This is a genomic window from Grimontia sp. NTOU-MAR1, assembly GCF_035758505.1.
Classification (GTDB): domain Bacteria; phylum Pseudomonadota; class Gammaproteobacteria; order Enterobacterales; family Vibrionaceae; genus Enterovibrio; species Enterovibrio marinus.
The window spans coordinates 3809056-3834071 of the sequence record NZ_CP142108.1 but is presented as its reverse complement, the minus strand read 5'-3'; the positions used below and the strand labels follow the sequence as shown (position 1 = coordinate 3834071).

Annotated in this window: 1 protein-coding gene (running past one end of the window); it reads left to right on the top strand. The window is 62.3% G+C overall.

The window, feature by feature from the left end; all coding sequences use genetic code 11:
* Nucleotides 1–86: 86 nt before the first annotated feature.
* Nucleotides 87–25016 carry the 5' end (the start) of a hypothetical protein gene (locus VP504_RS17515; RefSeq protein WP_325892292.1) on the top strand. 25788 nt of this gene lie beyond the right edge of the window, so only the first 24930 of its 50718 coding nucleotides appear in the window; it begins with the start codon at nt 87–89; its stop codon lies off the right edge, out of view.

Sequence of the window (25016 nt, the reverse complement as noted above, 5' to 3'; positions counted from 1 at the left end):
GTGATTTTTATTTATTCGCACAAACGATTGAGACAAGCGACTCAAGACGGAGATGGTGAGAACTTACTATTATGAAAGAGATACGAATGCCTGCTGACGCCACAGTCACTTCAATTGAAGGGTCAGCAATAGAAAAATTAGAACAAGGTTCACGCACAATTCAAGTAGGTGATTTTCTCACCGAAGGCGTCGTTATTGTCCTCAATGATGACGCGCGAATAGAGTTTTCGGGTGAAAGCGGCAGTCGTTTCCTCTACGTAGATGGTGAGTTGGAAGCGCCGTCAGAAATTTCTAGCGACTCTACAAGCCAGGACGCTCAAGAACAAAGCGACCAAGATATTGGTCAAATTATAGAAGCGATTCAATCGGGACAGGATCCAACCCTCAACGAAGACAATGCTACAGCTGCTGGTACATCTGCCAATAGTTTAGGTGGCCACAGCTTTATCTCGCTTTCTCGTACAGGCAACGAGACCATTTCAAGTGCAGGGTTTAATACATCAGCACTCACGCAAGCGAATAGAGATACTCAGGATAGAGAAATAATCTTTCAACAAATTGATACCGCTATCCCAAGCTCTCCGACAGTAGTTATATCTGAAGATATTAATAACGATGGTTATATAAACAACACTGAATTGGTCGGTAATATAGGTATCATCGTTTTATTAGGTGTAGGCACTGAGGTGGGTGATACCCTGGTGGTCACCGATCAGGATGGCAATACGCTGTTTAACGGCACCGTGACCCAGGCCATGCTGGACAACGGCGTGCCGGTCACCATGACCGCCCCGGCCACCGGCACCACCATCACAGTCACCGCCACCGTGACTGACCCGGCGGGCAACACTGCCACTAGCAGCGACAGTGCCACTCTGGATTATGGCAGCAGTGCGCCTACCGCACCGACCGTGGTCATTACCGAAGATGCCGACAACGACGGCTACATCAACGAAGCAGAGCTCAATAACGATATAGACATTAGCGTCACCCTGGGCAGCGGCACCGAAGTGGGTGACACCCTTGAAGTGACCGACCAGGACGGTAACGTCATCTTCTCCGGCACGGTCACTCAGGACATGCTGGATAATGGCCTGTCAGTCTCTATGCCCGCCCCGGCCACCGGCACCACTATCACAGTGACCGCCACGGTGACTGACCCGGCGGGCAACAGCGCCAATGGCAATGACTCCGCTACCCTGGATTACGGGGTGGGCATCGGCGCCCCTGAAGCGCCGGTACTGACCATCATTGAGGATGCCGATAATGACGGCTACATCAATGATGATGAGCTCGATGGCGACATCAACTACACCATCGCCCTGGGCGCAGGCACCGCGGTGGGTGACACCCTCACGGTCACCGACCAGGATGGCAATGAGGTGTACACCGCCACCATCACCCAGGACATGCTGGACAATGGGCTGAGCCTGTCTATCCCGGCCCCGGCGGATGGCACCGCCATCACCCTGACGGCCACGGTCACCGATCCGGCGGGCAACACTGCCAGCGGCGCTGACAGTGCCGTGCTCGATAGCGGTCCAGCCGCGCCAACGGTCACCATTACCGAAGATGCCAACAACGATGGCTACATCAATGACGCCGAACTCAACGGTCAGGTGAACATCACCGTGACCCTGGGCAACGGCACGGAAGTGGGTGACACCATCGTGGTCACCGATAACGCGGGCAACACCCTGTTCTCCGGCCCGGTCACCCAGGACATGCTGGATAACGGCCTTGACCTGAGCATCGATCCGCCTGCCACCGGCACTGCGCTGGACATCACCGCCACGGTCACCGACAGCGCCGGCAACAGCGCTGAAGGCACTGACTCCGCCACCCTGGATTATGGCTCAGGCACCGGCGCCCCGGCGGCGCCGACTGTGGTGATTGATGAAGATGCCAACAACGACGGCTACATCAACAACACTGAGCTCAGCGGCGACATCAATATCACCGTCACCCTGGGTGCGGGTACCGCCGTGGGCGATACCCTGATTGTCACTGACCAGGATGGCAATGAACTCTTTAACGGCACCGTGACCCAGGCCATGCTGGATAACGGCGTGCCGGTCACCATGACCGCGCCAGCCACCGGTACCGCCATCAGCGTCACCGCCACGGTCACTGACCCGGCCGGCAACAGCGCCAGTGGCGCTGACAGCGCCGTACTGGATTACGGCGTCGGCACCGGTGCCCCTGCGGCACCGACCGTCACCATCACCGAAGACACCGATAACGACGGCACCATCAATGATGCTGAGCTCAATGGTCAGGTGAACATCACGGTGGCACTGGGCGCAGGTACGGCTGTGGGCGACACCCTTGTGGTCACCGACCAGGATGGCAACCCCCTGTTCTCCGGCCCGGTCACCCAGGACATGCTGGATAACGGTCTGGACCTGGCCATTGATGCGCCGGCGTCCGGCACCACGCTGGAAGTGACGGCCACCGTCACCGACCCGGCCGGCAACAGTGCCCAGGGCAGCGACTCGGCCCTGCTGGATTACAGCGGTAACCCACCGTCGCCATCAGCGCCAACCGTGGTGATCACCGAAGATGCCAACAATGATGGCTACATCAATGATGGCGAGCTGTCCGGTCAAATCGACATTACCGTGACCCTGGGCAGCGGCACCGACGTGGGCGACACCCTTGAAGTGACCGATCAGGATGGCAACGTCATCTTCTCCGGCACCGTGACGCAGGCCATGCTGGATAATGGTCTGGATCTGAGCATCGATCCGCCTGCCACCGGCACCAATCTGGTGGTCACGGCCACCGTCACCACGCCATCGGGCAACACTGCCGAGGGCTCAGACAATGCCACGCTGGATTACGGCTCAGGCAGCGGCGCACCAAGTGCGCCGACAGTGGTGATTACCGAAGATGCCAACAACGATGGCTACATTAATGATGCCGAGCTCAATGGGCAGATAGACATTACCGTCACCCTGGGCGCGGGTACCGCCGTGGGCGACACCCTTGTGGTGACCGACCAGGATGGCAACACCCTGTTCAGCGGCCCGGTCACCCAGGCCATGCTGGATAACGGCCTGTCACTGGCCGTGGATGCGCCGGCGACCGGCGAGACGCTGGCGGTTACCGCCACCGTGACTGATCCGGCGGGCAACAGCGCCCAGGGCAGCGACAGCGCAGTACTGGATTACGGCAGCACGGCACCGGCCTCCCCGACCGTGAGCATTACCGAAGATGCCAACAACGACGGCTACATCAATGATGCCGAGCTCAGTGGTCAGGTGGACATCACCGTGACCCTGGGCGCCGGCACCGCCGTGGGCGACACCATTGAAGTGACCGACCAGGATGGCAACGTCATCTTCTCCGGCACCGTGACGCAGGACATGCTGGATAACGGCCTGCAGTTGGCTGTGGATGCGCCGGCGACCGGCGAGACACTGGCGATTACGGCCACCGTGACCGACCCTGCCGGCAACAGCGCCGAAGGCAGCGACCAGGCGGTCATGGATTACGGCGTGGGCACGGGCGCACCGGCCTCGCCCACCGTGGAGATTACCGAAGATGCCAATAACGATGGCTACATCAATGATGGCGAGCTCAATGGCCAGATAGACATTAGCGTCACCCTGGGCGCGGGGACCGCCGTGGGCGATACCCTTGTGGTCACCGACCAGGATGGCACTGTGCTGTTCTCCGGTCCGGTGACTCAGGACATGCTGGACAATGGCCTGAGCCTGACGCTGGATGCACCGGCAGCGGGCACGACCCTCACGGTGAATGCTAACGTGACCGACCCGGCGGGCAACACCGCCAATGGCTCAGACAGCGCGATACTGGATTACGGCAGCACCGCCCCGGGTACGCCAACCGTGACCATTACCGAAGATGCCAACAACGACGGCACCATCAATGATGCCGAGCTGGTGGGCCAGGTGAACATCACCGTGGCCCTGACCGGCGGCACGGCGGTGGGTGACACGCTTGTGGTGACCGACCAGGATGGCACCGTCATCTTCTCCGGTCCGGTGACCCAGGACATGCTGGACAATGGCCTTGATTTGGCGATTGATGCACCGGCCAGTGGCACCAACCTGGTGGTCACCGCTACTGTCACCGATGCGGCGGGCAACACCGCGAGTGGCAGTGACAGTGCGATACTGGATACCAGTGGCGGCAACCCAAATCTGGGGGCACCGACCCTGACCATTGATGAAGATGCCAACAATGATGGCTACATCAATGACGACGAGCTGGATGGCGACATCAACTACAGCGTGACGCTGGGCGCCGGCACAGAGGTGGGTGACTCCCTGGTCATCACTGACCAGGCGGGTAACGAGGTGTTTAACGGCACCGTGACCCAGGACATGCTGGACAATGGCCTGTCGCTGACGCTGACGCCGCCAGCGACCGGTACCGGCCTGACCCTGACGGCCACCGTGACCGACACCAGTGGCAACACTGCGACCGGCAGTGACTCCGCTACCCTGGATTACGGCACAGGCACCGGCGCACCGGCTGCACCGACGGTCGAGATTACCGAAGATGCCAACAATGATGGTTACATCAACGATGGCGAGCTCAGCGGCGAGGTGGATATCACCGTCACGCTGGGCGCTGGCACCGCCGTGGGTGACACTATCGTGGTCACCGATAACGCGGGCAACACCCTGTATGACGGCCCTGTGACCCAGGACATGCTGGACAATGGCCTTGACCTGTCTGTGGCCGCCCCGGCGACCGGCACCACCCTGGAAATTACCGCCACCATTACCGACCCTGCGGGTAACACCGCTGAAGGCTCTGACTCGGCCACCCTGGATTACGGCACAGGCACCGGCGCACCGGCCGCCCCGACCGTGGTGATTAGCGAAGATGCCAACAACGACGGCTACATCAACGACACTGAGCTGGATGGTGACATCAACATCACCGTCACCCTGGGCGCCGGCACCGCTGTCGGTGATACCCTGATTGTCACCGACCAGGATGGCAATGAGCTGTTTAACGGCACCGTGACTCAAAGCATGCTGGATAACGGCCTGGGCCTGACGGTCACCCCACCGGCGACCGGCACCACCCTGACCGTGACGGCCACCGTGACCGACCCGGCGGGCAACACCGCCAACGGCAGTGATGCGGCCACCCTGGATTACGGCACCGGCACCGGCGCCCCGTCGGCGCCGACGGTCGAGATTACCGAAGATGCCAACGATGATGGTTACATCAACGATGGCGAGCTGGACGGTCAGGTGGACATCACCATCACCCTGGGCGCTGGTACCGCGGTGGGCGACACCATTGTGGTCACCGACCAGGATGGCAACACCCTGTTTGAAGGCCCTGTGACCCAGGCCATGCTGGATAACGGCCTTGATTTGAGCATTGACCCACCGGCCACCGGCACCACGCTGGAAGTGACCGCCACCATTACTGACCCGGCGGGCAACAGCGCACAAGGCAGCGACTCCGCCACCCTGGATTACGGCGTGGGCAGCGGCGCACCGAGTGCACCGACTGTGGTCATTGATGAAGATGCCAACAATGATGGCCTGATTAATGACGCGGAGCTTGATGGCGACATCAACATCACCGTCACGCTGGGCGCAGGGACCGCTGTCGGCGATACCCTGATTGTCACCGACCAGGATGGTAATGAGCTGTTTAACGGCACCGTGACTCAGGCCATGCTGGACAATGGCGTGCCGGTCACCATGACCGCCCCGGCCACCGGCACCACCATCACAGTGACCGCCACCGTGACCGACCCGGCGGGCAACACCGCCAATGGCAGTGACAGTGCGACCCTGGATTACGGCGACAGCGCCCCAACCGCGCCGACTGTGGTGATTACCGAAGATGCCAACAATGACGGCTACATCAATGATGCCGAGCTTAATGGCCAGATAGACATTAGCGTCACCCTGGGCAGCGGCACCGAAGTGGGTGACACCATCGAAGTGACCGACCAGGACGGTAACGTCATCTTCTCCGGCACGGTCACTCAGGACATGCTGGATAATGGTCTGCAGCTGGCCGTGGATGCACCGGCTACGGGCACCACGCTGGAAGTGACGGCGACCATTACTGACCCTGCTGGCAACAGCGCCGAAGGCTCAGACTCCGCCACCCTGGATTACGGTGCGGGCGGCGGCGCCCCTGCGGCCCCAGTCCTGACCATCACTGAAGATGCCGATAACGACGGCTACATCAATGATGATGAGCTCGATGGCGACATCAACTACACCATCGCTCTGGGCGACGGCACCGCGGTGGGTGACACCCTCACGGTCACCGATCAGGATGGCAATGAGGTGTACAGCGCCACCATCACCCAGGACATGCTGGACAATGGGCTGAGCCTGTCTATCCCGGCCCCGGCGGATGGCACCGCCATCACCCTGACCGCCACAGTCACCGATCCGGCAGGCAACACCGCCAGCGGTACAGACAGTGCGGTACTGAGCAGCGGCCCGGCCGCGCCAACGGTCACCATTACCGAAGATGCCAACAACGATGGCTACATCAATGACGCTGAGCTGAATGGTCAGGTGAACATCACCGTCACCCTGGCCACCGGCACGGAAGTGGGTGACACCATTGAAGTGACCGACCAGGATGGCAACGTCATCTTCTCCGGCCCGGTCACTCAGGACATGCTGGATAATGGCCTCGACCTGAGCATCGATCCGCCTGCCACCGGCACCACACTGGACATTACCGCCACGGTCACCGACAGCGCCGGCAACAGCGCCGAAGGCACTGACTCCGCCACCCTGGATTACGGGGTGGGCAGCGGCGCCCCGGCGGCACCGACTGTGGTGATTGATGAAGATGCCAACAACGACGGCTATATCAACAACACTGAGCTCAGCGGCGACATCAATATCACCGTCACCCTGGGCGCGGGTACCGCTGTCGGCGATATCCTGATTGTCACCGACCAGGATGGCAATGAGCTGTTTAACGGCACCGTGACCCAGGCCATGCTGGATAACGGCGTGCCGGTCACCATGACCGCGCCGGCCACCGGCACCGCCATCAGCGTCACCGCCACGGTCACTGACCCGGCCGGCAACAGCGCCAATGGCGCCGACAGCGCCGTACTGGATTACGGCGTCGGCACCGGCGCCCCTGCAGCGCCGACTGTCACCATCACCGAAGACACCAATAACGACGGCACCATCAATGATGCCGAGCTGGACGGTCAGGTGAACATCACGGTGGCGCTGGGCGCGGGTACCGCGCTGGGCGACACCATCGTAGTCACCGATCAGGATGGCAACACCCTGTTCAGCGGCCCGGTTACTCAGGACATGCTGGATAACGGTCTGGATCTGGCCATTGATGCGCCGGCATCCGGCACCACACTGAACGTGACGGCCACCGTCACCGACCCGGCCGGCAACAGTGCCCAGGGCAGCGACTCTGCCCTGCTGGATTACAGCGGTAACCCACCGTCGCCATCGGCGCCAACCGTGGTGATCACCGAAGATGCCAACAATGATGGCTACATCAATGATGGCGAGCTGTCCGGTCAAATCGACATTACCGTGACTCTGGGCAGCGGCACTGACGTGGGTGACACCCTTGAAGTGACCGACCAGGATGGCAACGTCATCTTCGCCGGCACCGTGACGCAGGCCATGCTGGATAATGGCCTGGATCTCAGCATAGATCCGCCTGCCACCGGCACCAATCTGGTGGTCACGGCCACCGTCACCACGCCATCGGGCAACACTGCCGAGGGCTCAGACAATGCCACGCTGGATTACGGCGTGGGCAGCGGTGCCCCGGCGGCACCGACGGTGGTGATCACCGAAGATGCCAACAATGATGGCTACATTAATGATGCCGAGCTCAATGGGCAGATAGACATTACCGTGACCCTGGGCGCGGGTACCGCCGTGGGCGACACGCTTGTGGTGACCGACCAGGATGGCACCGTCATCTTCTCCGGCCCGGTCACGCAGGACATGCTGGATAACGGACTTGATCTGACGATGGACCCACCGGCCACCGGCACTGATTTAGTGGTCACCGCCACCGTCACCGACCCGGCAGGCAACACGGCTTCCGGCTCAGACAACGCCACGCTGGATTACGGCGTGGGCAGCGGCGCACCGGCCTCCCCGACCGTGACCATTACCGAAGATGCCAACAACGACGGCTACATCAATGATGCCGAGCTCAGTGGTCAGGTGGACATCACCGTGACCCTGGGGGCAGGCACTGCCGTGGGCGACACCATTGAAGTGACCGACCAGGATGGCAACGTCATCTTCTCCGGCACCGTGACCCAGGACATGCTGGATAACGGCCTGCAGTTGGCCGTGGATGCGCCGGCGACCGGCGAGACACTGGCGATTACGGCCACCGTGACCGACCCTGCCGGCAACAGCGCCGAAGGCAGCGACCAGGCGGTCATGGATTACGGCGTGGGCACGGGCGCACCGGCCTCACCCACCGTGGAGATTACCGAAGATGCCAATAACGATGGCTACATCAATGATGGCGAGCTCAATGGCCAGATAGACATTAGCGTCACGCTGGGCGCGGGGACCGCCGTGGGCGATACCCTTGTGGTCACCGACCAGGATGGCACTGTGCTGTTCTCCGGTCCGGTGACTCAGGACATGCTGGACAATGGCCTGAGCCTGACGCTGGATGCACCGGCAGCGGGCACGACCCTCACGGTGAATGCTAACGTGACCGACCCGGCGGGCAACACCGCCAATGGCTCAGACAGCGCGATACTGGATTACGGCAGCACGGCCCCGGGTACGCCAACCGTGACCATTACCGAAGATGCCAACAACGACGGCACCATCAATGATGCCGAGCTGGTGGGCCAGGTGAACATCACCGTGGCCCTGACCGGCGGCACGGCGGTGGGTGACACGCTTGTGGTGACCGACCAGGATGGCACGGTCATCTTCTCCGGTCCGGTGACCCAGGACATGCTGGACAATGGCCTTGATTTGGCGATTGATGCACCGGCCAGTGGCACCAACCTGGTGGTCACCGCTACTGTCACCGATGCGGCGGGCAACACCGCGAGTGGCAGTGACAGTGCGATACTGGATACCAGTGGCGGCAACCCAAATCTGGGGGCACCGACCCTGACCATTGATGAAGATGCCAACAATGATGGCTACATCAATGACGACGAGCTGGATGGCGACATCAACTACAGCGTGACGCTGGGCGCCGGCACAGAGGTGGGTGACTCCCTGGTCATCACTGACCAGGCGGGTAACGAGGTGTTTAACGGCACCGTGACCCAGGACATGCTGGACAATGGCCTGTCGCTGACGCTGACGCCGCCAGCGACCGGTACCGGCCTGACCCTGACGGCCACCGTGACCGACACCAGTGGCAACACTGCGACCGGCAGTGACTCGGCTACCCTGGATTACGGCACAGGCACCGGCGCACCGGCTGCACCGACGGTCGAGATTACCGAAGATGCCAACAATGATGGTTACATCAACGATGGCGAGCTCAGCGGCGAGGTGGATATCACCGTCACGCTGGGCGCTGGCACCGCCGTGGGTGACACTATCGTGGTCACCGATAACGCGGGCAACACCCTGTATGACGGCCCTGTGACCCAGGACATGCTGGACAATGGCCTTGACCTGTCTGTGGCCGCCCCGGCGACCGGCACCACCCTGGAAATTACCGCCACCATTACCGACCCTGCGGGTAACACCGCTGAAGGCTCTGACTCGGCCACCCTGGATTACGGCACAGGCACCGGCGCACCGGCCGCCCCGACCGTGGTGATTAGCGAAGATGCCAACAACGACGGCTACATCAACGACACTGAGCTGGATGGTGACATCAACATCACCGTCACCCTGGGCGCCGGCACCGCTGTCGGTGATACCCTGATTGTCACCGACCAGGATGGCAATGAGCTGTTTAACGGCACCGTGACTCAAAGCATGCTGGATAACGGCCTGGGCCTGACGGTCACCCCACCGGCGACCGGCACCACCCTGACCGTGACGGCCACCGTGACCGACCCGGCGGGCAACACCGCCAACGGCAGTGATGCGGCCACCCTGGATTACGGCACCGGCACCGGCGCCCCGGCGGCGCCGACGGTCGAGATTACCGAAGATGCCAACGATGATGGTTACATCAACGATGGCGAGCTGGACGGTCAGGTGGACATCACCATCACCCTGGGCGCTGGTACCGCGGTGGGCGACACCATTGTGGTCACCGACCAGGATGGCAACACCCTGTTTGAAGGCCCTGTGACCCAGGCCATGCTGGATAACGGCCTTGATTTGAGCATTGACCCACCGGCCACCGGCACCACGCTGGAAGTGACCGCCACCATTACCGACCCGGCGGGCAACAGCGCACAAGGCAGCGACTCCGCCACCCTGGATTACGGCGTGGGCAGCGGCGCACCGAGTGCACCGACTGTGGTCATTGATGAAGATGCCAACAATGATGGCCTGATTAATGACGCGGAGCTTGATGGCGACATCAACATCACCGTCACGCTGGGCGCAGGGACCGCTGTCGGCGATACCCTGATTGTCACCGATCAGGATGGCAATGAGCTGTTTAACGGCACCGTGACTCAGGACATGCTGGACAATGGCGTGCCGGTCACCATGACCGCCCCGGCCACCGGCACCACCATCACAGTGACCGCCACCGTGACCGACCCGGCGGGCAACACCGCCAATGGCAGTGACAGTGCGACCCTGGATTACGGCGACAGCGCCCCAACCGCGCCGACTGTGGTGATTACCGAAGATGCCAACAATGACGGCTACATCAATGATGCCGAGCTTAATGGCCAGATAGACATTAGCGTCACCCTGGGCAGCGGCACCGAAGTGGGTGACACCATCGAAGTGACCGACCAGGACGGTAACGTCATCTTCTCCGGCACGGTCACTCAGGCCATGCTGGATAATGGTCTGTCAGTCTCTATGCCAGCCCCGGCCACCGGCACCACTATCACAGTGACCGCCACGGTGACTGACCCGGCGGGCAACAGCGCCAATGGCAATGACTCCGCCACCCTGGATTACGGGGTGGGCGGCGGCGCCCCTGCGGCCCCAGTCCTGACCATCACTGAAGATGCCGATAACGACGGCTACATCAATGATGATGAGCTCGATGGCGACATCAACTACACCATCGCCCTGGGCGCAGGCACCGCGGTGGGTGACACCCTCACGGTCACCGACCAGGATGGCAATGAGGTGTACAGCGCCACCATCACCCAGGACATGCTGGACAATGGGCTGAGCCTGTCTATCCCGGCCCCGGCGGATGGCACCGCCATCACCCTGACGGCCACGGTCACCGATCCGGCAGGCAACACCGCCAGCGGCAGTGACAATGCACTGCTCAATAGCGGTCCGGCGGCGCCAACGGTGGACATCACCGAAGATGCCGACGACGATGGCTACATCAATGATGCTGAGCTGAGCGGTCAGGTGAACATCACCGTCACCCTGGGCAACGGCACGGAAGTGGGTGACACCATCGTGGTCACCGATAACGCGGGCAACACCCTGTTCTCCGGCCCGGTCACCCAGGACATGCTGGATAACGGCCTTGACCTGAGCATCGATCCGCCTGCCACCGGCACTGCGCTGGACATCACCGCCACGGTCACCGACAGCGCGGGCAACAGCGCCGAAGGCACTGACTCCGCCACCCTGGATTACGGCGTCGGCACCGGCGCCCCGGCGGCACCGACTGTGGTGATTGATGAAGATGCCAACAACGACGGCTATATCAACAACACTGAGCTCAGCGGCGACATCAATATCACCGTCACCCTGGGCGCGGGTACCGCTGTCGGCGATACCCTGATTGTCACCGACCAGGATGGCAATGAGCTGTTTAACGGCACCGTGACCCAGGCCATGCTGGATAACGGCGTACCGGTCACCATGACCGCGCCAGCCACCGGTACCGCCATCAGCGTCACCGCCACGGTCACTGACCCGGCCGGTAACAGCGCCAATGGCGCCGACAGCGCCGTACTGGATTACGGCGTCGGCACCGGCGCCCCTGCAGCGCCGACTGTCACCATCACCGAAGACACCAATAACGACGGCACCATCAATGATGCCGAGCTGGACGGTCAGGTGAACATCACGGTGGCACTGGGCGCAGGTACGGCTGTGGGCGACACCCTTGTGGTCACCGACCAGGATGGCAACACCCTGTTCTCCGGCCCGGTCACCCAGGACATGCTGGATAACGGTCTGGATCTGGCCATTGATGCGCCGGCGTCCGGCACCACGCTGGACGTGACGGCCACCGTCACCGACCCGGCCGGCAACAGTGCCCAGGGCAGCGACTCGGCCCTGCTGGATTACAGCGGTAACCCACCGTCGCCATCGGCGCCAACCGTGGTGATTACCGAAGATGCCAACAATGATGGCTACATCAATGATGGCGAGCTGTCCGGTCAAATCGACATTACCGTGACCCTGGGCAGCGGCACCGACGTGGGCGACACCCTTGAAGTGACCGATCAGGATGGCAACGTCATCTTCTCCGGCACCGTGACGCAGGCCATGCTGGATAATGGTCTGGATCTGAGCATCGATCCGCCTGCCACCGGCACCAATCTGGTGGTCACGGCCACCGTCACCACGCCATCGGGCAACACTGCCGAGGGCTCAGACAATGCCACGCTGGATTACGGCGTCGGCAGCGGTGCCCCGGCGGCACCGACGGTGGTGATCACCGAAGATGCCAACAATGATGGCTACATCAATGATGCTGAGCTCAATGGGCAGATAGACATTACCGTGACCCTGGGCGCGGGCACCGCCGTGGGCGACACCATTGAAGTGACCGACCAGGATGGCACTGTCATCTTCTCCGGTCCGGTCACGCAGGCCATGCTGGACAATGGTCTTGACCTGACGATGGACCCACCGGCCACCGGCACTGATTTAGTGGTCACCGCCACCGTCACCGACCCGGCAGGCAACACGGCTTCCGGCTCAGACAACGCCACGCTGGATTACGGCGTGGGCAGCGGCGCACCGGCCTCCCCGACGGTCACCATTACCGAAGATGCCAACAACGACGGCTACATCAATGATGCCGAGCTCAGTGGTCAGGTGGACATCACCGTGACCCTGGGGGCCGGCACCGCCGTGGGCGATACCGTCACCGTGACCGACCAGGATGGCAACGTCATCTTCTCCGGCACCGTGACGCAGGACATGCTGGATAACGGCCTGCAGTTGGCTGTGGATGCGCCGGCGACCGGCGAGACACTGGCGATTACGGCCACCGTGACCGACCCTGCCGGCAACAGCGCCGAAGGCAGCGACCAGGCGGTCATGGATTACGGCGTGGGCACGGGCGCACCGGCCTCGCCCACCGTGGAGATTACCGAAGATGCCAATAACGATGGCTACATCAATGATGGCGAGCTCAATGGCCAGATAGACATTAGCGTCACCCTGGGCGCAGGGACCGCCGTGGGCGATACCCTCACGGTGACCGACCAGGATGGCACTGTGCTGTTCTCCGGTCCGGTGACTCAGGACATGCTGGACAATGGCCTGAGCCTGACCCTGGATGCACCGGCAGCGGGCACGACGCTGACCGTCACCGCTAACGTGACCGACCCGGCGGGCAACACTGCCAATGGCAGTGACAGCGCGATACTGGATTACGGCAGCACGGCCCCGGGCACGCCAACCGTGACCATTACCGAAGATGCCAACAACGACGGCACCATCAATGATGCCGAGCTGGTGGGTCAGGTGAACATCACCGTGGCCCTGACCGGCGGCACGGCGGTGGGTGACACGCTTGTGGTGACCGACCAGGATGGCACGGTCATCTTCTCCGGTCCGGTGACCCAGGACATGCTGGACAATGGCCTTGATTTGGCGATTGATGCACCGGCCAGTGGCACCAATCTGGTGGTCACCGCCACCGTCACCGATGCGGCGGGCAACACCGCGAGTGGCAGTGACAGTGCGATACTGGATACCAGTGGTGGCAACCCGAATCTGGGTGCCCCGACCCTGACCATTGATGAAGATGCCAACAACGACGGCTACATCAATGATGATGAGCTGGATGGCGACATCAACTACAGCGTGACGCTGGGCGCCGGCACAGAGGTGGGTGACTCCCTGGTCATCACTGACCAGGCGGGTAACGAGGTGTTTAACGGCACCGTGACCCAGGACATGCTGGACAATGGCCTGTCGCTGACGCTGACGCCGCCAGCCACCGGCACCGGCCTGACCCTGACGGCCACCGTGACCGACACCAGTGGCAACACTGCGACCGGCAGTGACTCCGCTACCCTGGATTACGGCACAGGCACCGGCGCACCGGCTGCACCGACGGTCGAGATTACCGAAGATGCCAACAATGATGGTTACATCAACGATGGCGAGCTCAGCGGCGAGGTGAATATCACCGTCACGCTGGGCGCTGGCACCGCCGTGGGTGACACTATCGTGGTCACCGATAACGCGGGCAACACCCTGTATGACGGCCCTGTGACCCAGGACATGCTGGACAATGGCCTTGACCTGTCTGTGGCCGCCCCGGCGACCGGCACCACCCTGGAAATTACCGCCACCATTACCGACCCGGCGGGTAACACCGCTGAAGGCTCTGACTCGGCCACCCTGGATTACGGCACAGGCACCGGCGCACCGGCCGCCCCGACCGTGGTGATTAGCGAAGATGCCAACAACGACGGCTACATCAACGACACTGAGCTGGATGGTGACATCAACATCACCGTCACCCTGGGCGCCGGCACCGCTGTCGGTGATACCCTGATTGTCACCGACCAGGATGGCAATGAGCTGTTTAACGGCACCGTGACTCAAAGCATGCTGGATAACGGCCTGGGCCTGACGGTCACCCCACCGGCGACCGGCACCACCCTGACCGTGACGGCCACCGTGACCGACCCGGCGGGCAACACCGCCAACGGCAGTGATGCGGCCACCCTGGATTACGGCACCGGCACCGGCGCCCCGGCGGCGCCGACGGTCGAGATTACCGAAGATGCCAACGATGATGGTTACATCAACGATGGCGAGCTGGACGGTCAGGTGGACATCACCATCACCCTGGGCGCTGGTACCGCGGTGGGCGACACCATTGTGGTCACCGACCAGGATGGCAACACCCTGTTTGAAGGCCCTGTGACCCAGGAGATGCTGGATAACGGCCTTGATTTGAGCATTGACCCACCGGCCACCGGCACCACGCTGGAAGTGACCGCCACCATTACTGACCCGGCGGGCAACAGCGCACAAGGCAGCGACTCCGCCACCCTGGATTACGGCGTGGGCAGCGGCGCACCGAGTGCACCGACTGTGGTCATTGATGAAGATGCCAACAATGATGGCCTGATTAATGATGCGGAGCTTGATGGCGACATCAACATCACCGTCACGCTGGGCGCAGGGACTGCTGTCGGCGATACCCTGATTGTCACCGACCAGGATGGCAATGAGCTGTTTAACGGCACCGTGACTCAGGCCATGCTGGACAATGGCGTGCCGGTCACCATGACCGCCCCGGCCACCGGCACCACCATCACAGTGACCGCCACCGTGACCGACCCGGCGGGCAACACCGCCAATGGCAGTGACAGTGCGACCCTGGATTACGGCGACAGCGCCCCAACCGCGCCGACTGTGGTGATTACCGAAGATGCCAACAATGACGGCTACATCAATGATGCCGAGCTTAATGGCCAGATAGACATTAGCGTCACCCTGGGCAGCGGCACCGAAGTGGGTGACACCATCGAAGTGACCGACCAGGACGGTAACGTCATCTTCTCCGGCACGGTCACTCAGGACATGCTGGATAATGGTCTGTCAGTCTCTATGCCAGCCCCTGCCACCGGTACGACAGTGACTGTCACAGCCACCGTTACCGACCCGGCCGGCAACACCGCCAATGGCAATGACTCCGCCACCCTGGATTACGGTGCGGGCGGCGGCGCCCCTGCGGCCCCAGTCCTGACCATCACTGAAGATGCCGATAACGACGGCTACATCAATGATGATGAGCTCGATGGCGACATCAACTACACCATCGCCCTGGGCGCAGGCACCGCGGTGGGTGACACCCTCACGGTCACCGACCAGGATGGCAATGAGGTGTACACCGCCACCATCACCCAGGACATGCTGGACAATGGGCTGAGCCTGTCTATCCCGGCCCCGGCGGATGGCACCGCCATCACCCTGACGGCCACGGTCACCGATCCGGCAGGCAACACCGCCAGCGGCAGTGACAATGCACTGCTCAATAGCGGTCCGGCGGCGCCAACGGTGGACATCACCGAAGATGCCGACGACGATGGCTACATCAATGACGCCGAACTCAACGGCCAGGTGAACATCACCGTGACCCTGGGCAACGGCACGGAAGTGGGTGACACCATCGTGGTCACCGATAACGCGGGCAACACCCTGTTCTCCGGCCCGGTCACCCAGGACATGCTGGATAATGGCCTCGACCTGAGCATCGATCCGCCTGCCACCGGCACTGCGCTGGACATCACCGCCACCGTGACTGACGCCGCGGGCAACACCGCGGAAGGCACTGACTCCGCTACCCTGGATTACGGGGTGGGCAGCGGCGCCCCGGCGGCGCCGACCGTCGAGATCACCGAAGATGCCGACAACGACGGCTACATCAACAACACTGAGCTCAGCGGCGACATCAATATCACCGTCACCCTGGGCGCGGGTACCGCTGTGGGCGATACCCTGATTGTCACCGACCAGGATGGCAATGAGCTGTTTAACGGCACCGTGACCCAGGCCATGCTGGATAACGGCGTGCCGGTCACCATGACCGCGCCAGCCACCGGTACCGCCATCAGCGTCACCGCCACGGTCACTGACCCGGCGGGTAACAGCGCCAATGGCAGTGACAGCGCCGTACTGGATTACGGCGTCGGCACCGGCGCGCCTGCAGCGCCGACTGTCACCATCACCGAAGACACCAATAACGACGGCACCATCAATGATGCCGAGCTGGACGGTCAGGTGAACATCACGGTGGCGCTGGGCGCGGGTACCGCGCTGGGCGACACCATCGTAGTCACCGATCAGGATGGCAACACCCTGTTCAGCGGCCCGGTTACTCAGGACATGCTGGATAACGGTCTGGATCTGGCCATTGATGCGCCGGCGTCCGGCACCACGCTGAACGTGACGGCCACCGTCACCGACCCTGCCGGCAACAGTGCCCAGGGCAGCGACTCGGCCCTGCTGGATTACAGCGGTAACCCACCGTCGCCATCAGCGCCAACCGTGGTGATCACCGAAGATGCCAACAATGATGGCTACATCAATGATGGCGAGCTGTCCGGTCAAATCGACATTACCGTGACCCTGGGCAGCGGCACCGACGTGGGTGACACCCTTGAAGTGACCGATCAGGATGGCAACGTCATCTTCGCCGGCACCGTGACGCAGGCCATGCTGGATAATGGTCTGGATCTGAGCATAGATCCGCCTGCCACCGGCACCAATCTGGTGGTCACGGCCACCGTCACCACGCCATCGGGCAACACTGCCGAGGGCTCAGACAATGCCACGCTGGATTACGGCGTGGGCAGCGGTGCCCCGGCGGCACCGACGGTGGTGATCACCGAAGATGCCAACAATGATGGCTACATCAATGATGCTGAGCTCAATGGGCAGATAGACATTACCGTGACCCTGGGCGCGGGCACCGCCGTGGGCGACACGCTTGTGGTGACCGACCAGGATGGCACCGTCATCTTCTCCGGCCCGGTCACGCAGGACATGCTGGATAACGGACTTGATCTGACGATTGACCCACCGGCCACCGGCACTGATTTAGTGGTCACCGCCACCGTCACCGACCCGGCAGGCAACACGGCTTCCGGCTCAGACAACGCCACGCTGGATTACGGCGTGGGCAGCGGCGCACCGGCCTCCCCGACCGTGAGCATTACCGAAGATGCCAACAACGACGGCTACATCAATGATGCCGAGCTCAGTGGTCAGGTGGACATCACCGTGACCCTGGGCGCCGGCACCGCCGTGGGCGACACCATTGAAGTGACCGACCAGGATGGCAACGTCATCTTCTCCGGCACCGTGACGCAGGACATGCTGGATAACGGCCTGCAGTTGGCTGTGGATGCGCCGGCGACCGGCGAGACACTGGCGATTACGGCCACCGTGACCGACCCTGCCGGCAACAGCGCCGAAGGCAGCGACCAGGCGGTCATGGATTACGGCGTGGGCACGGGCGCACCGGCCTCGCCCACCGTGGAGATTACCGAAGATGCCAATAACGATGGCTACATCAATGATGGCGAGCTCAATGGCCAGATAGACATTAGCGTCACCCTGGGCGCGGGGACCGCCGTGGGCGATACCCTTGTGGTCACCGACCAGGATGGCACTGTGCTGTTCTCCGGTCCGGTGACTCAGGACATGCTGGACAATGGCCTGAGCCTGACGCTGGATGCACCGGCAGCGGGCACGACCCTCACGGTGAATGCTAACGTGACCGACCCGGCGGGCAACACCGCCAATGGCTCAGACAGCGCGATACTGGATTACGGCAGCACCGCCCCGGGTACGCCAACCGTGACCATTACCGAAGATGCCAACAACGACGGCACCATCAATGATGCCGAGCTGGTGGGCCAGGTGAACATCACCGTGGCCCTGACCGGCGGCACGGCGGTGGGTGACACGCTTGTGGTGACCGACCAGGATGGCACCGTCATCTTCTCCGGTCCGGTGACCCAGGACATGCTGGACAATGGCCTTGATTTGGCGATTGATGCACCGGCCAGTGGCACCAACCTGGTGGTCACCGCTACTGTCACCGATGCGGCGGGCAACACCGCGAGTGGCAGTGACAGTGCGATACTGGATACCAGTGGCGGCAACCCAAATCTGGGGGCACCGACCCTGACCATTGATGAAGATGCCAACAATGATGGCTACATCAATGACGACGAGCTGGATGGCGACATCAACTACAGCGTGACGCTGGGCGCCGGCACAGAGGTGGGTGACTCCCTGGTCATCACTGACCAGGCGGGTAACGAGGTGTTTAACGGCACCGTGACCCAGGACATGCTGGACAATGGCCTGTCGCTGACGCTGACGCCGCCAGCGACCGGTACCGGCCTGACCCTGACGGCCACCGTGACCGACACCAGTGGCAACACTGCGACCGGCAGTGACTCCGCTACCCTGGATTACGGCACAGGCACCGGCGCACCGGCTGCACCGACGGTCGAGATTACCGAAGATGCCAACAATGATGGTTACATCAACGATGGCGAGCTCAGCGGCGAGGTGGATATCACCGTCACGCTGGGCGCTGGCACCGCCGTGGGTGACACTATCGTGGTCACCGATAACGCGGGCAACACCCTGTATGACGGCCCTGTGACCCAGGACATGCTGGACAATGGCCTTGACCTGTCTGTGGCCGCCCCGGCGACCGGCACCACCCTGGAAATTACCGCCACCATTACCGACCCTGCGGGTAACACCGCTGAAGGCTCTGACTCGGCCACCCTGGATTACGGCACAGGCACCGGCGCACCGGCCGCCCCGACCGTGGTGATTAGCGAAGATGCCAACAACGACGGCTACATCAACGACACTGAGCTGGATGGTGACATCAACATCACCGTCACCCTGGGCGCCGGCACCGCTGTCGGTGATACCCTGATTGTCACCGACCAGGATGGCAATGAGCTGTTTAACGGCACCGTGACTCAAAGCATGCTGGATAACGGCCTGGGCCTGACGGTCACCCCACCGGCGACCGGCACCACCCTGACCGTGACGGCCACCGTGACCGACCCGGCGGGCAACACCGCCAACGGCAGTGATGCGGCCACCCTGGATTACGGCACCGGCACCGGCGCCCCGTCGGCGCCGACGGTCGAGATTACCGAAGATGCCAACGATGATGGTTACATCAACGATGGCGAGCTGGACGGTCAGGTGGACATCACCATCACCCTGGGCGCTGGTACCGCGGTGGGCGACACCATTGTGGTCACCGACCAGGATGGCAACACCCTGTTTGAAGGCCCTGTGACCCAGGCCATGCTGGATAACGGCCTTGATTTGAGCATTGACCCACCGGCCACCGGCACCACGCTGGAAGTGACCGCCACCATTACTGACCCGGCGGGCAACAGCGCACAAGGCAGCGACTCCGCCACCCTGGATTACGGCGTGGGCAGCGGCGCACCGAGTGCACCGACTGTGGTCATTGATGAAGATGCCAACAATGATGGCCTGATTAATGACGCGGAGCTTGATGGCGACATCAACATCACCGTCACGCTGGGCGCAGGGACCGCTGTCGGCGATACCCTGATTGTCACCGACCAGGATGGTAATGAGCTGTTTAACGGCACCGTGACTCAGGCCATGCTGGACAATGGCGTGCCGGTCACCATGACCGCCCCGGCCACCGGCACCACCATCACAGTGACCGCCACCGTGACCGACCCGGCGGGCAACACCGCCAATGGCAGTGACAGTGCGACCCTGGATTACGGCGACAGCGCCCCAACCGCGCCGACTGTGGTGATTACCGAAGATGCCAACAATGACGGCTACATCAATGATGCCGAGCTTAATGGCCAGATAGACATTAGCGTCACCCTGGGCAGCGGCACCGAAGTGGGTGACACCATCGAAGTGACCGACCAGGACGGTAACGTCATCTTCTCCGGCACGGTCACTCAGGACATGCTGGATAATGGTCTGCAGCTGGCCGTGGATGCACCGGCTACGGGCACCACGCTGGAAGTGACGGCGACCATTACTGACCCTGCTGGCAACAGCGCCGAAGGCTCAGACTCCGCCACCCTGGATTACGGTGCGGGCGGCGGCGCCCCTGCGGCCCCAGTCCTGACCATCACTGAAGATGCCGATAACGACGGCTACATCAATGATGATGAGCTCGATGGCGACATCAACTACACCATCGCTCTGGGCGACGGCACCGCGGTGGGTGACACCCTCACGGTCACCGATCAGGATGGCAATGAGGTGTACAGCGCCACCATCACCCAGGACATGCTGGACAATGGGCTGAGCCTGTCTATCCCGGCCCCGGCGGATGGCACCGCCATCACCCTGACCGCCACAGTCACCGATCCGGCAGGCAACACCGCCAGCGGTACAGACAGTGCGGTACTGAGCAGCGGCCCGGCCGCGCCAACGGTCACCATTACCGAAGATGCCAACAACGATGGCTACATCAATGACGCTGAGCTGAATGGTCAGGTGAACATCACCGTCACCCTGGCCACCGGCACGGAAGTGGGTGACACCATTGAAGTGACCGACCAGGATGGCAACGTCATCTTCTCCGGCCCGGTCACTCAGGACATGCTGGATAATGGCCTCGACCTGAGCATCGATCCGCCTGCCACCGGCACCACACTGGACATTACCGCCACGGTCACCGACAGCGCCGGCAACAGCGCCGAAGGCACTGACTCCGCCACCCTGGATTACGGGGTGGGCAGCGGCGCCCCGGCGGCACCGACTGTGGTGATTGATGAAGATGCCAACAACGACGGCTATATCAACAACACTGAGCTCAGCGGCGACATCAATATCACCGTCACCCTGGGCGCGGGTACCGCTGTCGGCGATATCCTGATTGTCACCGACCAGGATGGCAATGAGCTGTTTAACGGCACCGTGACCCAGGCCATGCTGGATAACGGCGTGCCGGTCACCATGACCGCGCCGGCCACCGGCACCGCCATCAGCGTCACCGCCACGGTCACTGACCCGGCCGGCAACAGCGCCAATGGCGCCGACAGCGCCGTACTGGATTACGGCGTCGGCACCGGCGCCCCTGCAGCGCCGACTGTCACCATCACCGAAGACACCAATAACGACGGCACCATCAATGATGCCGAGCTGGACGGTCAGGTGAACATCACGGTGGCGCTGGGCGCGGGTACCGCGCTGGGCGACACCATCGTAGTCACCGATCAGGATGGCAACACCCTGTTCAGCGGCCCGGTTACTCAGGACATGCTGGATAACGGTCTGGATCTGGCCATTGATGCGCCGGCATCCGGCACCACACTGAACGTGACGGCCACCGTCACCGACCCGGCCGGCAACAGTGCCCAGGGCAGCGACTCTGCCCTGCTGGATTACAGCGGTAACCCACCGTCGCCATCGGCGCCAACCGTGGTGATCACCGAAGATGCCAACAATGATGGCTACATCAATGATGGCGAGCTGTCCGGTCAAATCGACATTACCGTGACTCTGGGCAGCGGCACTGACGTGGGTGACACCCTTGAAGTGACCGACCAGGATGGCAACGTCATCTTCGCCGGCACCGTGACGCAGGCCATGCTGGATAATGGCCTGGATCTCAGCATAGATCCGCCTGCCACCGGCACCAATCTGGTGGTCACGGCCACCGTCACCACGCCATCGGGCAACACTGCCGAGGGCTCAGACAATGCCACGCTGGATTACGGCGTCGGCAGCGGTGCCCCGGCGGCACCGACGGTGGTGATCACCGAAGATGCCAACAATGATGGCTACATCAATGATGCCGAGCTCAATGGGCAGATAGACATTACCGTGACCCTGGGCGCGGGCACCGCTGTGGGCGACACGCTTGTGGTGACCGACCAGGATGGCAACACCCTGTTCAGCGGCCCGGTCACCCAGGCCATGCTGGACAATGGTCTTGACCTGACGATGGACCCACCGGCCACCGGCACTGATTTAGTGGTCACCGCCACCGTCACCGACCCGGCAGGCAACACGGCTTCCGGCTCAGACAACGCCACGCTGGATTACGGCGTGGGCAGCGGCGCACCGGCCTCCCCGACGGTCACCATTACCGAAGATGCCAACAACGACGGCTACATCAATGATGCCGAGCTCAGTGGTCAGGTGGACATCACCGTGACCCTGGGGGCCGGCACTGCCGTGGGCGACACCATTGAAGTGACCGACCAGGATGGCAACGTCATCTTCTCCGGCACCGTGACCCAGGACATGCTGGATAACGGCCTGCAGTTGGCTGTGGATGCGCCGGCGACCGGCGAGACACTGGCGATTACGGCCACCGTGACCGACCCTGCCGGCAACAGCGCCGAAGGCAGCGACCAGGCGGTCATGGATTACGGCGTGGGCACGGGCGCACCGGCCTCGCCCACCGTGGAGATTACCGAAGATGCCAATAACGATGGCTACATCAATGATGGCGAGCTCAATGGCCAGATAGACATTAGCGTCACGCTGGGCGCGGGGACCGCCGTGGGCGATACCCTTGTGGTCACCGACCAGAATGGCACTGTGCTGTTCTCCGGTCCGGTGACACAGGACATGCTGGACAATGGCCTGAGCCTGACGCTGGATGCACCGGCAGCGGGCACGACCCTCACGGTGAATGCTAACGTGACCGACCCGGCGGGCAACACTGCCAATGGCAGTGACAGCGCGATACTGGATTACGGCAGCACCGCCCCGGGCACGCCAACCGTGACCATTACCGAAGATGCCAACAACGACGGCACCATCAATGATGCCGAGCTGGTGGGCCAGGTGAACATCACCGTGGCCCTGACCGGCGGCACGGCGGTGGGTGACACGCTTGTGGTGACCGACCAGGATGGCACGGTCATCTTCTCCGGTCCGGTGACCCAGGACATGCTGGACAATGGCCTTGATTTGGCGATTGATGCACCGGCCAGTGGCACCAACCTGGTGGTCACCGCTACTGTCACCGATGCGGCGGGCAACACCGCGAGTGGCAGTGACAGTGCGATACTGGATACCAGTGGCGGCAACCCAAATCTGGGGGCACCGACCCTGACCATTGATGAAGATGCCAACAATGATGGCTACATCAATGACGACGAGCTGGATGGCGACATCAACTACAGCGTGACGCTGGGCGCCGGCACAGAGGTGGGTGACTCCCTGGTCATCACTGACCAGGCGGGTAACGAGGTGTTTAACGGCACCGTGACCCAGGACATGCTGGACAATGGCCTGTCGCTGACGCTGACGCCGCCAGCGACCGGTACCGGCCTGACCCTGACGGCCACCGTGACCGACACCAGTGGCAACACTGCGACCGGCAGTGACTCGGCTACCCTGGATTACGGCACAGGCACCGGCGCACCGGCTGCACCGACGGTCGAGATTACCGAAGATGCCAACAATGATGGTTACATCAACGATGGCGAGCTCAGCGGCGAGGTGGATATCACCGTCACGCTGGGCGCTGGCACCGCCGTGGGTGACACTATCGTGGTCACCGATAACGCGGGCAACACCCTGTATGACGGCCCTGTGACCCAGGACATGCTGGACAATGGCCTTGACCTGTCTGTGGCCGCCCCGGCGACCGGCACCACCCTGGAAATTACCGCCACCATTACCGACCCTGCGGGTAACACCGCTGAAGGCTCTGACTCGGCCACCCTGGATTACGGCACAGGCACCGGCGCACCGGCCGCCCCGACCGTGGTGATTAGCGAAGATGCCAACAACGACGGCTACATCAACGACACTGAGCTGGATGGTGACATCAACATCACCGTCACCCTGGGCGCCGGCACCGCTGTCGGTGATACCCTGATTGTCACCGACCAGGATGGCAATGAGCTGTTTAACGGCACCGTGACTCAAAGCATGCTGGATAACGGCCTGGGCCTGACGGTCACCCCACCGGCGACCGGCACCACCCTGACCGTGACGGCCACCGTGACCGACCCGGCGGGCAACACCGCCAACGGCAGTGATGCGGCCACCCTGGATTACGGCACCGGCACCGGCGCCCCGGCGGCGCCGACGGTCGAGATTACCGAAGATGCCAACGATGATGATTACATCAACGATGGCGAGCTGGACGGTCAGGTGGACATCACCATCACCCTGGGCGCTGGTACCGCGGTGGGCGACACCATTGTGGTCACCGACCAGGATGGCAACACCCTGTTTGAA